The sequence below is a fragment of the Gordonia sp. NPDC062954 genome (assembly GCF_044543825.1).
GTDB classification, from domain to species: Bacteria; Actinomycetota; Actinomycetes; order Mycobacteriales; family Mycobacteriaceae; genus Gordonia; species Gordonia tangerina.
The window spans coordinates 1-15,186 of sequence record NZ_JBITWL010000038.1; the positions used below are offsets into that span (position 1 = coordinate 1).

Here is a 15,186-nt window from a genome sequence, read left to right on the forward strand (position 1 = left end):
TGGAGGATCGACTACAACGCCAACCGACCCCATTCGGCCCACCACGGACTCACCCCCGCCGAGTTCGCCCTACAGTGGACCACGACCCACCAACCCCAAGCCGCATAGCGACTGGACCATCGAATGGGTCCCCCTCAATAGCACCGGTTAAGGTGACTCTGGGTTACTTGACATAAGGTAAATTATCGGCGCGAACTAGGACGAGTGAAAGTGATTGTGAGGCAGTATATTTACCGCTTCTTGAGTGGCTACCGTAGCCGCCACACCGCAAGCCAACAGCGGATCTGTTGTGGCCGTTATCGTTTCCTCAATCGCAATCCGATGAACTGTTGGTGATCCTCATGGCGCGGCCATCGCGCTCGGTGAACTCGTGTCGGTTGTCGAATGTCGGCAGCTGGCGTCGTTGGTGCGCGAACTCTGCTGCCACCGTCTGGCGAAGGGCCGCGGGAGCAGCCGCGATCGCGTGTTGCTCTACGTGGGAACGAAGGTGCTCAAACAGGTCCCATCCTCGCCGGTGCTCACGCTGACTCATCGGTGAGTCCGGGTATCGACGATCTAGGAACTCACTCAACGGCACAGGTAGTTGCTCACGCCCGAACCGACCCAGAGCGTCAATGTCGCGCCAGCGTTTGAGCAGGACAAAGATGTCGACGCCGCGTTCGGCTAGTCCATCGAGTCTGAGTAGGTCACGCCAGGTGAGAATTGCTGGCACGTGGACTTTGGTGATGTTGGGATTCTCGTTGTACTTGACTACCAGGCCGAATGCTCTGGTGTACACAGCGTTCTCGACCGCGATGTCGCCCGGGATTCCCGCGTCGGGAACAACCACGATCGGGACGAATCTGGTGCGGCCAGTGACCGCCGTACGCAGCCTGTTCCAGCCTCGGTTCATGAAGAGTTCGACGGTGCTGAGTAGCTGTCGGAACTTGGTTGTCGTGAACCGCTGCTCGATCTCGAGTTGCAGCGATTCGATCGTCGCCTCACCTTCCGCGAACGGTTGGGGCAAGTTACGCATGTTGGCGTCGATCAGAATGCAACCGTGCCCACGGAAGAGTGCGAAGTCGCAGATCTTCGGCAGCGTCGACTTTTTCGTTCGCCAGACTCGCTTCATCTCGGCTTCGTCAACAAGGACTGTCTCCCCCGATTCGTCGTAGGTACAGATGCGTTGGAGGACCTCGCCAACGCGTTCCTCGAAGATGTTCCGCATTGCCTCCGCGTAGTGGTCGGCCTTCTTCGAGTCGGTCGCACGCAACATGTGTTCGGTCTCGAGGTAGAGATGGTCTCCGAAGATGCGCTGGATCACGTACTGAAATCTGATAGGCAGCAGTGTGCCGTCGTCGATACGCACAAACGGGGTCTGTTGCAGCTTGTACCGAGTCCACAGCGACGCATTCTCGGATCGTTCCTGCGCCAGCTGTGCGCGCAGGTCTGCGAGCGACACCGTGCAATGGTCCATCAGGAAGTCGACGGCCGCTGGTGGAGCGGCGTATCGAGCGAAGAATTCAGGCTCAATACACGTGAACCCTTCGTGCTTCCAAAGGTTGTAGAACAACCACCCGAGTGACAGGAAGTCGTCTGCTCTGGAGTTGCATGCGACGACCCACCCTGGTCACTCAGCCACGCATTGAGCTCAGTAACTCGTGCTTCCCACTGCTGACGAGTAGGTCGTACCTCCCACTCTGACCTCGCGGACCTCAACACTTCTGACGCCTTTTCCAGGAGCTGCGCTGCACGAATGAACGACGCGGCGCGATCGGAGTGTTCCTCGACGTTCAGGAGCCCGGACGTAAGTCCGCGCAACGCTGTCGACTGTTTGTTCGCTCCGAGTTCAATCTCGGTCGCCAGTTCCTCCGCTGACGCGGATAGCCGGAGTCTGCTCTCAAGCGCCTCGAGTTCCTGGTATTCATCACTTGCCTTGAGCTGCTCGAGATGGCGCAGACGACCCCGCACCTCTTCCAGCTCGCCTCGAATGCGGTCGGCCTTCTCCAACTCGGCGAGCAACTGCCGCAGCTTGTTTCGCTCAGCCTTAAACTTCAGCTGGAGCGATTCATACTCCTCGTCCCACTCTGGTCGCCGAATCTGCGGCATATCATCGAGGATGGTCAGGAAGCTCTGCGGCTCTGATGCCAGCTCATAGATCTGCTTTTGACTGAACACGCGAACCGGCACCCGGTCGGACACACGCCCAGCCTGTGGCTGCCATTGGGATCCGTCCCAAAGCTCGATCTTCGATTGCGTTGGATCAGACCCGGCCCACGTCACCTTCAATGAGCGTCCGTCTCTGACGTACTCGACGGTGATTCGAGTCTCGCTGGTCCACCACCGATGATCCGACTCGACGACGGGATCAAATCTAACTAGATCACCGGCAATGCCTTTTGGCAATTCGCTTGTCCGGCCGAGCGCGAGCCGGAGGAGCTCGATGACAGTTGACTTGCCCACACCGCGGCCGCCGATGAGGCAATTCATCCACGGGCCGAACTGGTACGTTTCGGTGGCTCCTCCGTGGCTCACCTCGAGCGAACGGATATAGCCGTGGTCAACGTCGTTCGGATCGTCGTAGTCCTTGCGGCACCGCCGGATCGACTCGAGCGGATCTGTAAGCGCCAAGCGCAGACCCTCAAGGTCGAGGCGTTCTGCCTTGACGAGGGTGAGGTGCGTGCCGGGTGCCTTAGCAGAGTCCGGGTCTGAGTGAGACCCAGTGGTGAGATGGTGTGCGTCGGAACCTAGGAGCGGCACCCAGCCTGAGGCGTCGGCAGTGCTCAGCGCACTATCATCGATCACCTCAACGGCGTGAATGTGAGGACTTTCACGCAGGACGGCCAAGTCGCGTGGATCGATCCCGAAAACACCCTGCTTCTTGTCTGCATGAGCAGGTACGAACAGTCCACCTAGCTCGTTGACGATCTTCGCCGCAGTTGCAACCGTCACATCGGCCGTTTGGTCACTGCCTCCCCGGGTGCCCTTGTACTGGCACAACGTCAGCGTCTGGTTGACAACCTCGGCTGGGCTCTGGGGATCGAAGATCGCGAGAACGTGAGTCCCATTAGTCACCGTCACCTCGACACCCGGGAAGATGACGAACGGCCTGAGTCCTGGATTCTCGGCCTTAAGATCGGCCAGCGCATCACGCGCTTGCTCGATACCTTCATGAGTGTTGTGATCGGTGACGACGATGCCATCCACGCCGGCGTCGATATAGGCTTGAATCCACTCCTTGAAGGTTGGCTTCGGAGCGCTGCTCCTCACGTCGGCGATACCGCCGTAATCAAATGACGCCGGGGAGTGCGCATGAATGTCAAGACTCCACCAACGCGCCCCCACACCCACCACACCCACCCCTTGATCCGTCATAGCATCGGTTCCGGATTCGTCGGAAACTCCAGCCTGCGTTCGCCCATGCTGAATGTTGTCACGCTAGATGCACTTTCGTGAAACATCCTCGTGCGCATGTTTCGAATCCGTCGAATACCCCGTCCTCACCGTAGGCACCAGGGCCCTTCGGTGTGGCCAAGCGCCCAAGCCCAGGGAGGCCCCAATACTGTTACTCCAAATGCGAGCGGTACCGAAGTGGTGGAGGACAGAGATGTGAGATCCAGTTGGAATCTCGCAAGTCGCTAACAACACCTCTCGGCCATGTCCGGCACCTCTTACGTAATCATCGAACACTGCCGTGCAGCTGTCTATTTCATGGTCTCGTCGATGAAGGAATGCGGTCAGGCCTTCCACCGGCATCTCCACTAGTCACGAATGCGTGAGGAAACTGAACAACATCGAAGATAGACCGACGTATCGGAGTAGGTTTCAGAGTTCAACCGACCCCGTCGACGCATGGCGACTTGAGGAAGACAGCCATCACGCGGTGACGGTGTACAAGCCTGACGTCCACCACACGATCCCATACGGAATGGGGATTCGAGCTTCGGGATTCCGCGTCGGAACGCCGATTTGAGTGATCTGAAGTCTTTCCGACTCGTCAGTCCAGATAGACATCGCCGACATGTCCTGGCGGGGCTCCCTGATCGACCGCGTCGACTACGCCTACGTCGACGGAGCACGCGGCATCGTGCCCATCGGGAGCGGACATCAGGGACTCGTGGTGACTAAGTATCAAGCAGCCGGACAGCGTGTTGCCGTGATCTGGTGGGCAATCTTTCAGTTCTTGGTTACGGTGGCCTACTCTGCGGAAGCGATCCTGTGCATCTCGGCGCGGGCGATCAGTTTCAGGCGTGCCCTGCCGAGAGCGTGTCCGGCGTCCAGTTCGGCGTTGTTGATCCGTTGCCAGCCGTCCAGCCCGATTGGTTGTGTTCCGCGGCCGTCGAGCAGCGAGACGAGGTCCTCGCGGTAACCCTCGCGCGGTGTGTGAATTGGCCTGGCCTGGAAGTCGTCGATCACCGCCCTTGCTACCTCCCGCGCGTCGAGTTTGTTCATGCCTATCCCGCCGGTCGACCCTCGTCGTATCCAACCGGTCACGTAGATGCCATCCATCACGGTGTCGTCGTCTTGCAGCACCCGTCCGCCATCGTTTGGCACGGTGTTGGTGGCCGCGTCGAATGGCAGTCCTGCGATCGATGTTGCGGCGTAGCCGATTGACGGAATCACGAGGCCTGCAGCGGTGATTGTTTCCTGGCCGTCTGGCGCATGGAAGGTGATTGAGTCGACCTGGCCGTCGCCGCAGATCTGTACCGGCGTCGCGTTGTAGTGCAGCCGGACTCGCCGTCCATCGTCATGTGTAGGTCGTGTGCACTGCTGCAGTAGGTCGACCTTGGTCTGGATCGTCGAGTCCGCAGCAGCCTTCATATCGGCAAGAGTCTCCGGATCGACGACGACACTCACCCCGGGCGTTTCCATCAACGCCGCCAACTCTTGGTTGGTGAATGCGCTCTCGCTGGGGCCGCGGCCTCGAGCGAAGTCCGGCCAGCTAGTCTCGCCCGCCTGTTTACTACCTCCGCAAAGCGATGACAGCAATCCCGCCGCCGCGCAGCCTCAGCGCCGCCCTGGCCCGTCGGTCGCGGCCTGACGATGGTTTCCCGGCGCCGCATCTCCCGGCTGATCGTCGCTGGCGAACGGCCCAGTATCCGGGCCTGCCGGTAGCCGGCGTCGGTCAGTTTCTCGATCCGGACGCGCTCGAGCCAGGTCAACGCGTCCGCGCGAGGAACCCCGGCGGGCGATGGGGTAATCGAATGTGGTGGCACCACTTGAGCGTCCCTGACCGCTTCGGCCAGCCGCGTGCGGCCCACTGACACTCGGTGGCCGCCGAACACCCCTGCGACTAGGCCGGTCTCGGTCGGGGCTGACGCCGGCATCGATCTCGTCGAAGAATCGGGCCTTGACCAGTGGCGGCGTTCGGCGGCCACCGGTAATCGCCGGGACGATGCCGAACACACGCGTCCAGATCAGCGCAAGGGTCTGGGGCACACCCGCTACCGATACTCGACCGCGGTGCTGCAACTCACGAAAACCCGCTCCCGAACCTCAGGCGGCAACGGTAGTCGATCTCTGCCTGGCATACAGCACTCCAATCAGGAATGTCGCAGTCACCGATTGAGCCAAGACGTAGCGCCACCGCAAAGACCAACTGCGGCAACTGTATTGTGCAGGTTTCGCCTGCAGTACCGGCGCGGGTCGATATTGCCATTGGTGTGAAATGGACCTGTCCGACATCGGTGCAGACTCTTGGACGGTAGATGTCCAACAGGTGTAGTCACGTGTTAGCGCAACCTTCTATCACCGATTAGGCTATGAAGGCTCCGCTGTGCGAAGTCCTTCTGGGGCTCCGACATTGGCGCTGGCGCGGACGATCAGTTGCGGCTTGCACGTCTTTTCGGTATCGAGCTGAGCCCACATCGCATCGATCATCGGCTGCAGGAACAGATGTCCCAGCTGCCGCACCATCAGCCCGACCACCTGATCGGCGACTGGTCGGCTGGTCGATGCGGCACCTGCCGTGCGCAGTTCGATGACCTGGTTCCGCGATAGGTCGGTGAGCCGTTCCAGCAACCGGCCGTCGCCGCTCGGGTCGAGTAGCGCGCGACGCATGTAGCCGATGAGCGCCGGGTGCTCGTCGAGCATGCGCCGCACCGCCCCATCACGTGCGGCCGCCACTTCGGCAGGAGCACCGTCGCCCGGCACGGACGCGATCGCCGCGGCGTGGCGGTCGACGATGTACTGCTCGACCGCCGATCGCAAGCCGTCCTTGGTCTTGAAATGATGCTGCACCAGTCCGACCGCGACACCCGCGCGCGCCGCCACCGCTCGCATGGATACCGCCGAAACCCCTTCGGCGGCAAAGAGTTCCAGCGCAGCGTTACGAATGCGCGCCTTGGTCGTCAGATCGCTGTCGATCGGCTCCCCGCTGGACATGTCACCTCCACTCGAATGGACATCATACAGATTTCCGCATTTCAGTACATTTGCTCATATTCTAGGACATTCGTATAGTACGATGATCGATACCGTAGCAGGAGGATTTCATGGCAGCTCGAGAAGCAGTGATCGTGGGAGCGGTCCGCACCCCGGTCGGACGGCGAGGCGGCGCGCTGCGCAACTGGCATCCAGTCGATCTGCTCGGCCAGACACTGCGCACGCTGGTCGATCGGACCGGCGTGGACGCATCGCTGATCGATGACGTGATCGCCGGTTGCGTACTGCAGAACGAGGAGCAGGGCGGCAATCTCGGCCGGCACGCGGTCCTGGCCGCGGGACTGCCCGAGTCCGTGCCCGCGGTGACGGTGGACCGGCAGTGCGGCTCCGGACAACAGGCCGTCAGTTTCGCGGCGCAGGCGATCGTGGCCGACTGCGCCGATCTCGTGATCGCCTGCGGCGTCGAGTCGATGTCCCGGGTGCCGATGCCACCGGCGATGAGGCCGGGCGCGCCCCTCGGCCCGCAGTACAGCCCGCGCGAGCTGGTCCGCTATAACGTCGATTCGGAGCGCGGCGAGCTGATGGCGCAGGGCGCGTCGTCGGAGCTGATGAACGCCCGATTCGGCCTGACCCGTGCCGAGCTGGACGACTTCTCGGCGCGTAGTCACGAGCGCGCCTGGGCCGCAACACAAGCCGTCAACAACCGGTGAACAGCTAGACGCCGAACTCAGCCAGTGAATTATCCGCCGATGGTGGCGCTCTGGTTCAACCCCGTGGCGTTGCGATCCACGCTCTGCATGAGTGCGACGCAGCACACTATCCCTGGTTGGCTAACACCCGATTTCTTAAACGATTGGAGTAAGTGATGAAAATGCAAGCAGCGGTTCTCTGGGGTCCCGGTGAGGACTGGAGCGTCGAGGATGTCGAGCTCGACGGACCCCAGGAAGGTGAGGTGCTCATCCGCTACGAAGCGAGCGGGCTATGCCACTCCGATGATCACGCCCGCACTGGTGATATGCCGATCGCGGTACCCACCGTCGGTGGTCACGAGGGTGCAGGAGTCGTTGAAGAAGTCGGTCCGGGAATCAAGAACCTGCAGCCCGGCGACAAGGTCGTCTGCTCGTTTCTGCCAGCATGCGGGCATTGCCGGTGGTGCTCGACTGGGCAACAGAATCTTTGCGACATGGGCGCGTTCATCCTCGCCGGCACCATGCTCGACGGCAGCTACCGCCGCCGCGCCCGTGGAAAGGACCTCGGCGCCCTATCGTTGCTGGGAACCTTCGCTGAGTATGGGACGGTCCACCAAGAATCCGTGGTGAAGGTCGACGACGACGTTCAGCTTGATCGAGCGTGTCTGCTCGGTTGCGGAGTGACGACAGGTTGGGGGGCAGCGGTCAACACCGCAAAGGTCCAACCGGGCGACACAGTTGTCGTCATCGGCTGCGGCGGCATCGGCGCCAGCGCGATCCAAGGTGCCCGAATAGCGGGCGCCGAAAATATCGTCGCGGTGGATATCGTCGAATCAAAGAAGCAGCAGTTAATACCGCTCGGGGCAACACATTTCTGCACGAGCTTCGAGGAGGCCACTGCGCTTGTTGCAGACCTCACCCGCGGTGTGATGGCCGACTCAGCGATTCTCACAGTGGGGGTTGTCGCCGGCGAAATGATCGGACAGACGCTGGAGTTGGTGCGAAAAGGCGGCGTCGGGGTTGTTACTGGTATTGCCCCGGCAACTGAGAACACTGCAACCATCCCGTTGATGATGTTCACGCTCTTTCAAAAGCGTTTGGCTGGAAGCCTCTTCGGCGAAGCCAACCCGAGAGCAGATATTCACCGGCTGCTCAGACTGTACCGAGACGGCCAGCTGAAGCTTGACGAGACTGTCACCGCCGAGTACCAACTCAGCGATATCAATCAGGGATATCAAGACATGTTCGATGGCAAGAACATTCGCGGGATCATCACGCACAGCCACTGAGATGCAAGCACGCACGGAGGAACACATGATCGACCAGAACACGCTGTTCATCGGCGGTACATTGTCACCAGCCCACGCGCCAGAGCGGATCGAGGTATTGTCCGCGGCCACCGAAGAAGTCATAGGAAGCGCACCAGCAGCAGATGCGGACGATGTCGACGCCGCGGTTGCCGCGGCACGACGTGCATTCGACGATCCTCGCGGCTGGTCGGCGTGGAGTCCCGACGAGCGCGCAGCAGCGATCGAGCGGTTTGCTGATGAGTTGGAGGCGCGTGCGCCGCAGCTCACCGAATTGGTCTCGTCCCAAAACGGGATGCCGATTGCCATCGCCGGAATGCTCGAGTCCGGGCTTCCCGCGACCGTATACCGGTATTATGCGAACCTCATTCGGACTACGGAACTGGAGCAGACACGTCCAGGCCTACTCGGTGGCCGCGCGATTGTTCGCCAGGCCCCAGTCGGAGTGGTCGCCGCGATCGTGCCGTGGAACTATCCGAACCTGGTCACTGCACTGAAGGTGGCGCCTGCGTTGGCCGCCGGCTGCACCGTAGTGGTGAAGCCCAGCCCAGAAACAGTCTTGGATTCCTACATTTTCGCCGAAGCGGTCGTTGCTGCGAACATACCGGCGGGAGTCATTAACATCGTTCCTGGGCGGGCGAGTACTGGCTCATACCTCGTATCCCACCCAGGCGTCGATAAGGTCACGTTCACCGGATCGACCGCCGTCGGCCGTCAAATCGCAAAGACCTGTGGCGAGCTACTCCGCCCAGTCACGCTCGAGCTCGGTGGAAAGTCGGCAGCGATCATCCTCGACGATGCTGACCTCACTGCGAACATCGAGGGACTTTTTCAGGCGACGCTACTGAATAACGGTCAGACCTGTGTGCTGAATAGCCGAATTCTTGTTCCTCGCACGAGGTTCGACGAGTCCCTCGAACTCTTCGCCGGACTCGTCAACGGTGCCGTCATCGGTGATCCACTTGATCCGAGTACACAGGTCGGACCGTTGGTCAGCGCTGCGCACCGCAACCGAGTGGAGGCACACATCGCAAAGGCCAAGAGAGACGGTGCGAACATTGTTGCCGGCGGCGGTCGGCCAGCCCACCTCGATCGTGGCTGGTATGTCCAACCCACCCTTTTCTCAGACGTTGATCCGTCAAGTTCCCTTGCACAAGAGGAAGTATTCGGACCGGTACTCGCTCTTATGCCATACGACGATATCGGTCAGGCGGTTCAGATCGCCAACGACTCCGCATACGGATTGGCTGGCACCGTATGGACCGCTGATGAGTCTCACGGTATCAAGATCGCCGAACAAATCGAATCCGGCACGGTAGGCGTCAACTACTACATGCTCGATCCCGTTGCGCCATTCGGCGGTATCAAAGCGAGCGGCTTAGGCCGCGAACTCGGTCCCGAAGGTCTCGCGGCGTGCATGCGGACCCACACGACGTATCTGTCAACGAGCGCGTAGCCGCCCGCGTGTCGTTCCTGCCGCACTGTCCACCGCGCGCAGGAACGACACCGCACTGATCGTGAGGTTATTTACATGACGGCGACCCACAACGACTGGCGCTACGGCGACAAAGTCATAGTGCCAGCACCGTACGCAGTGATACCGGCGTTTGGCTACGTCATCGGTGAACCCGACCGTCTCGGATCCATCCCCATTCGCATGGACGACGGATCCGCCAGCTGGTACCACGCAGACACACTCGTCCGGCTTGCAAGATGATGACGTAACCGCGAGGGATGTCCCGGCGATCTTGTGAGACTTTCTTACTGCTAAGAGCTGCGCTTCGCACGGTGCCGGAACCGTCGGTGATGAATCATCCGGCCAGCATCCGTCAACTGACGAAGAACGCCGACCCGATTCAGTACCAACGACTCGCCACCATCCGGTGTCAACGAGCTCTGTCTACCTCTTGGGATGGTCGCCAGCAACACTGACCCCGGCCGTCGACGAGTACAGCTCGCCCCCTGGGCGAGCATCAGTGTGGCGCCCGAATGCCGAAGTTTGTTCGGATGCTAGTGACCAAAGCCGCCCGCGTGGCGAGCCGAGAGAACGTGTGGCTGAGGTTGACTGAGTCCACTGGCGTGCCGACCTCAGTGGAGCACAACGGCCGTGCCCGTGCCTTGCGCTGCCAGCTTGCAGTTTCAGATCGGTCAGACGGCTGCATTGCCGACGCAAGATCCCGACTAGTCTCGGCGTCAGGCACAACACCCGGCTAGAACGCCTGGTCTCGATAGCAGATGCTCTTGTGTATGTCAGGTTGGTTGGCGTGTTTGTGCTGGTAGGACGGTGTTGTAGACCTCGCGGGCAACGTATCTTTTCAGGCATCTGATGGCTTCGCGTTTGGTTTTGCCGTCGGCGATGCAGCGGGCGAGGTAGTCGCGGGTGGGTTGGTGGCGGCGGAGCCGGACGGTGACGATGGTGTGCAGCGCCCGGTTGGCTTGCCGGTTCCCGCCGCGATTGAGGCGGTGTCGCACGGTTTTCCCGCTGGATGCTTCGATCGGCGCGACGCCGCAGAGTTTGGCGAACGCGGCTTCGCTGGTGACGCGGCCGGGGTTGTCACCGAGCGCTACCAATAGGGTGGCGGCGCTGTTGGGTCCGACGCCGTACACGGTGAGCAGGGCTGGGCAGGCGTGGGTGGCGAGGCGGCCGATCTGATGTTGCAGGCTGTCGGCTTCGGCGGCCAGGTGCTGGTACCGAACCGCGAGCCGGTATAGCACCAACAGCACTGATTCTGTTGGGGTGGAAGGATTGTCAGCGAGGCTGAGTTTCGCGCAGGTCGACACCAGGCGGCGTGGGCTCAAACCGGAGAGCTGTTCACGGACCGGGGCGGGTGCGGTGACGAGTAGGTCTTGCATGGTGGTGATGGCGACAGTTTTAGCATGCACGGCACTGGTGCGGGTGAGCGTGAGGATGCGGAGCATCTCGATATCGGCGCTTGTGTGGATCATCGACGATCGATCGCCGCTCGATCGGCGCACTACCCGCGCTTGAGGCCTGCAGGTGCGGCCAGATGTGGCCGGCCTCGACGCCCAGAGCGGTGGCGATGAGGTAGGCCGATTCATCGCTGATCTTCTCGCCCCGCCGCGCCCGCGTGAGGGTGCTGTCCGACACTCCTAGTCGGCGATGCGGTCCACGATCGCACGGCGCTCCATCTCATCCGGTTCGACAGAAGTACTGGAATTGCCCGACGACTCGGCATGAGTCTGCGTGGATGCCGCGCCGCCGTGGTGGTCGTCCGATGCCATGCCCGGCCTTTCTGTCGTGATCGCTGGAGCCGATGGCGCTCACTGTAACCGCTCGGCCGGTGACCATAGTTGGTCCATGTCATAGACCAGCGGCGGGTGGGCCCTTACTGGTCACGCAGCGGCGTGTCGCTGACGTCTGGCTGACTGGTCGGTGACGGCAATTGACAGCCGCTGACCCGAACTGACCTCTGATTGATATGGAACTGACAGCACGGCGTCCTGTTGTGTGGGTTGTGCACCAAACATGGTGCATACCAACTACATTCACTCAGGAGATGCAGTCATGCGTTTGAAAATCGATACGACCGATTCCCGGTTTCTGGTGACCAAGGTTCCGGAAATCAAACTGAGCTTCGATACCGGTGCGCCCCGGCTGGACCCGGCAACAGGGCTGGCCCAGTACGTCGTGCAGATGCTCGCCCTCGACGAGAGCGGCGGCGAAATCCTGAACGCGACGGTCGTGGGTGATCCAAAACTATCTGTCACCCAGCAGGTTTCGGTGACCGGCCTGGTTGCGATTCCCTGGAGTCAGGGAGACAGGTCGGGCCTCGCATTCCGCGCCGCGTCCATCACCCCCGCCGACACCACCGCGGCAACGCGGCAGAAGTAGCAGGTCGGCCAGGACGATCCTGATACGACCGTCCTGGCCGGCCATCGCCGGGCCACGTGTGGGCCCGCACACCAGTCCTCACGTCTCATCGAGACCTCGTTTCGCCTGCGCACCAGAGGAAACCACCTCATGAACAACACCCCCTCAACACCCAGCAGCGGTACACCCGATACCACTGCCGACGACATCGCCGGATCGATCGTGACCGGCGTGTGGCGACTGGTCCGATTCATCCTGGTGTGGGCTTGGCGCCTCCCCGTGGTCTCGGTGCCCGCGATTAGTCTTGGTGTCCTGAACTGGCAGACCGGACTGTTCTGGACCATCTTCGGCGCGGTTCTGATGGTCGTGGTCGTTATTGCGTGGGCGATGTGGTATCTGGCCTCGTTACGACAGATCACGATTGACCGCGTCAGATTCCACCATCTGGTGTGGCGGCGCTACCGGTCCTGGGCCGCCATCTGTGTCGATTGCGGCCTCGCGCGTACCTCGGCCGATCAGATCGCCGTTCCACAACTCGTGCGCGTCCAATTCACGCCGACTGATGATGTGCTGACGGTACGGCCGCTGCGCGGTCAGACCATCACCGATTTCCGCAAAGCCGCCGAGGCGCTCGCAGACGCATTCACCGCCGACAGCGTCACCGTGATCCGTCCGAGTCCGGCAGTCATCACGCTGGCCGTCCGACGCGCCCAGCCGCTCGCCGAACCCATCACCCCGGCCCCGACTGCCTCACCGGCGGCCAGTCGTGGTGGGTCGCGGCGGTGGTCATTGCACCTCGGGCAGCGCGGCGACGGGTCGCCGTGGCGGCTGTCGATCCTGGGGACTCATCTGCTGATCGGTGGGGTCACCGGCGCCGGCAAAGGATCGGTCCTGTGGTCGCTGATCGGCGCCGCCGCACCCCTGACGGCCGCCGGCGACGTGCAAGTGTGGGTGGCTGATCCCAAGGGCGGCATGGAATTCGGCGCCGGTGCACCGTTGTTCGCCCGATTCGCTTACACCCCCGAGGCGATCGCCGAGCTCCTTGCCGACGCTGCCACACTGATGACCGATCGGGCGGGGCGTCTGCGCGGGGTTACCCGGCTACACGCCCCGACATTATCTGACCCGTTGATCATCATCGTGATCGACGAACTCGCGGCTCTGACCGCGTTCGCCGACCGCAGCACCAAAACCGCGATCGACAAGCACCTCGGACTGCTGCTCACCCAGGGTCGCGCAGTCGGTGTGAGTGTGGTTGCCGCCGTGCAAGACCCATCGAAAGAAATCGTGCCGATGCGGCAGCTGTTCCCGGCCCGCCTCGCTTTGCGGATGGCCGAGGCCACCCAGACCACGATGATCCTGGGTCCAGCCGCGGCTGACCGCGGCGGGCCGGCGCATCAGATTCCGGACGATCTGCCCGGGGTCGGCTACCTGGCCCTTGATGGTGCCGCCGCACCAATCCTGGTGCGTGCCTTCCACTACACCGACCGTCACATCGACGACCTGGTCCGCCGCTACGGCCGCGCCGCCGACGACGCCAAATAGGAGATCGGGACAGTGCCGTCACTATCGTCACCCGTACTGCTGCCCACACCGGCAGCGGACTTGGACGCCGCCACCGTGCGGGAAATGCTGCGCCGCGCCGGCGGTCAGCACTACCTGCGGTGGGCAGCACGGGTTCGGGCGACCTGCTACTGCCTGCACCCGATTCACTTGCACCGCCGCCACGGCCTGGTCGCCGCTGACCGGTTCACCATCCGCTGCGGCAACCGCCGTGCCGCTGTCTGCATCTCCTGCTCGCGCCTATATGCCGCAGACACCTGGCAACTGGTGCACGCCGGCATTGTCGGCGGGCACCACAACATCCCCGACACGATCACCGCCCACCCCCAAGTGTTCCTGACGTTGACCGCACCCTCGTTTGGGCAGGTGCACCCTCCTGAGCACCGCACCCGCGGCGGGCAGCCCCGCCGCCCCGGCACCTACGACTACCGCGGGCATGTGCTGTTCAGCTGGTGGGCGCCGACCCTGTGGCAACGCTTCACCATGCGCCTACGGAGACTGCTGGCCGCTCAGCTGACGACGTTGGGGTTGCCGAAAGATACTGTGCGGCTGTCATTCCTGAAGGTGCACGAGAACCAGACTCGACTCATTCCGCACTACCACGCGGTCATCCGCCTCGACCGCCCCGACACCACCAGAAGGCAATGCGACGCAGTCGATTTCCCGGTCAGCAGCAGCGAACTTGCCGCACTCGCCGTCGAAGCCGCCCGCTGGACTCGTCAATCCCGGTCCGGCAGCGTCGCAAGATCGCCGGATACCTCGCCAAGTACGTCACCAAATCAGTCACCGATACAGGGATCAGCCCACGCCCCATCAGCCCAGCCGCCTGCGACGACCCGACCATCGCGACCCAAGTGAGCCCGCACATCCGCCAGATCTGGCGCACCCTGCACGACCTCGCCGATCAGCAGCCCGACGAATACGCAGCGATGGTCCGGTGGCTGCACACCCTCGGCTACCGCGGGCACGTCACCACAAAGTCCCGCCGCTACTCCACCACCCTTGGACACCTGCGCCAGATTCGTGCCCTCTGGCGCCAGCAGCAGACTCCGGCCGACAACGCAGACGAGAGCACCAGCCACCAAGACGACACCGACGCTATCGGTGAGAGAAATTGTGATCCATGGGAATTCGCGGGCACAGGACATCTCACCCACGGTGACTACCAACTCACACTAGCCGCCGCGCACCAACACCTCGAACAACTCTGGGCACGCCGCGATAACTCCGTCCCGCCGGGTGGACCGCCATGACCGCGCCCGCCACCGACGACCGCGCTTCGGCGCAGGTGCCCCGCCGTGATGAGGAGGAATTCCGTGTCTGGCTAACCGAATCCTGTGCACGCCAAGGAGTCCCACTGACCATCACCGACCCCACCATCATCAACCAGGTCGCTGTCCTCCTCAAACACTGACTGGGCTGGACCACAATC

At 62.1% G+C, this 15,186-nt stretch carries 12 protein-coding genes and 2 pseudogenes; 7 read left to right on the forward strand and 7 right to left on the reverse strand.

What is annotated here, in order from left to right; translation table 11 throughout:
• Positions 1–307: 307 nt before the first annotated feature.
• The 5 genes from ACIGKQ_RS23520 to ACIGKQ_RS23540 all read right to left on the reverse strand — a co-directional run bounded on the left by ACIGKQ_RS23520 (position 308) and on the right by ACIGKQ_RS23540 (position 6,363).
• Positions 308–1,441: a hypothetical protein gene (locus ACIGKQ_RS23520; protein ID WP_258325136.1), complete on the reverse strand. Its 1,134-nt coding sequence runs from the start codon at positions 1,439–1,441 to the stop codon at positions 308–310.
• A 14-nt stretch (positions 1,442–1,455) separates the two neighbouring features.
• On the reverse strand, positions 1,456–3,339 hold the full coding sequence (locus tag ACIGKQ_RS23525) for an AAA family ATPase (protein ID WP_258325137.1): 1,884 nt from the start codon (positions 3,337–3,339) through the stop codon (positions 1,456–1,458).
• 837 nt (positions 3,340–4,176) lie between these two features.
• Positions 4,177–4,836, reverse strand: a complete 660-nt coding sequence (locus ACIGKQ_RS23530) for a hypothetical protein (protein WP_182374531.1) — start codon at positions 4,834–4,836, stop codon at positions 4,177–4,179.
• 14 nt (positions 4,837–4,850) lie between these two features.
• Complete coding sequence (locus tag ACIGKQ_RS23535; RefSeq protein ID WP_350339598.1) at positions 4,851–5,306, reverse strand: helix-turn-helix domain-containing protein; 456 nt, start codon at positions 5,304–5,306, stop codon at positions 4,851–4,853.
• Positions 5,307–5,739: 433 nt separating this feature from the next.
• Entirely contained in the window at positions 5,740–6,363 is a 624-nt protein-coding gene (locus ACIGKQ_RS23540) for a TetR/AcrR family transcriptional regulator (RefSeq protein WP_182374529.1), read from the reverse strand.
• A gap of 110 nt (positions 6,364–6,473) precedes the next feature.
• Between ACIGKQ_RS23540 and ACIGKQ_RS23545 the strand changes: the two are divergent.
• The 3 genes and pseudogenes from ACIGKQ_RS23545 to ACIGKQ_RS23555 all read left to right on the forward strand — a co-directional run.
• Positions 6,474–7,058, forward strand: a pseudogene (locus ACIGKQ_RS23545) (steroid 3-ketoacyl-CoA thiolase); the annotation flags it as partial.
• 170 nt (positions 7,059–7,228) lie between these two features.
• Positions 7,229–8,341 (forward strand): NDMA-dependent alcohol dehydrogenase, encoded by a 1,113-nt coding sequence (locus ACIGKQ_RS23550; protein WP_182374528.1) that lies wholly within the window; start codon positions 7,229–7,231, stop codon positions 8,339–8,341.
• A gap of 25 nt (positions 8,342–8,366) precedes the next feature.
• Positions 8,367–9,815, forward strand: a complete 1,449-nt coding sequence (locus ACIGKQ_RS23555) for an aldehyde dehydrogenase (protein WP_182374527.1) — start codon at positions 8,367–8,369, stop codon at positions 9,813–9,815.
• 794 nt (positions 9,816–10,609) lie between these two features.
• On the opposite strand, the gene ACIGKQ_RS23560 is transcribed toward ACIGKQ_RS23555, so the two are convergent.
• Entirely contained in the window at positions 10,610–11,305 is a 696-nt protein-coding gene (locus tag ACIGKQ_RS23560) for a transposase (protein ID WP_182374526.1), read from the reverse strand.
• A 165-nt stretch (positions 11,306–11,470) separates the two neighbouring features.
• Positions 11,471–11,602 (reverse strand): hypothetical protein, encoded by a 132-nt coding sequence (locus tag ACIGKQ_RS23565; protein WP_258325139.1) that lies wholly within the window; start codon positions 11,600–11,602, stop codon positions 11,471–11,473.
• 283 nt (positions 11,603–11,885) lie between these two features.
• Between ACIGKQ_RS23565 and ACIGKQ_RS23570 the strand changes: the two genes are divergently transcribed.
• From ACIGKQ_RS23570 to ACIGKQ_RS23585, 4 genes and pseudogenes are all read left to right on the forward strand, one after another.
• Positions 11,886–12,212, forward strand: a complete 327-nt coding sequence (locus ACIGKQ_RS23570; protein ID WP_182374525.1) for a hypothetical protein — start codon at positions 11,886–11,888, stop codon at positions 12,210–12,212.
• A gap of 129 nt (positions 12,213–12,341) precedes the next feature.
• Positions 12,342–13,736, forward strand: coding sequence for an FtsK/SpoIIIE domain-containing protein (locus ACIGKQ_RS23575; RefSeq protein ID WP_182374594.1), 1,395 nt, complete (start codon positions 12,342–12,344; stop codon positions 13,734–13,736).
• Positions 13,737–13,820: 84 nt separating this feature from the next.
• A pseudogene (locus ACIGKQ_RS23580) lies at positions 13,821–15,007 on the forward strand (replication initiator).
• The gene (locus ACIGKQ_RS23585; protein ID WP_182374591.1) at positions 15,004–15,168 is read left to right on the forward strand and encodes a hypothetical protein; all 165 of its coding nucleotides are present in this window, start codon (positions 15,004–15,006) and stop codon (positions 15,166–15,168) included. The pseudogene ACIGKQ_RS23580 and the gene ACIGKQ_RS23585 overlap by 4 nt, the downstream one beginning before the upstream one ends.
• The last annotated feature ends 18 nt before the right edge of the window (positions 15,169–15,186 follow it).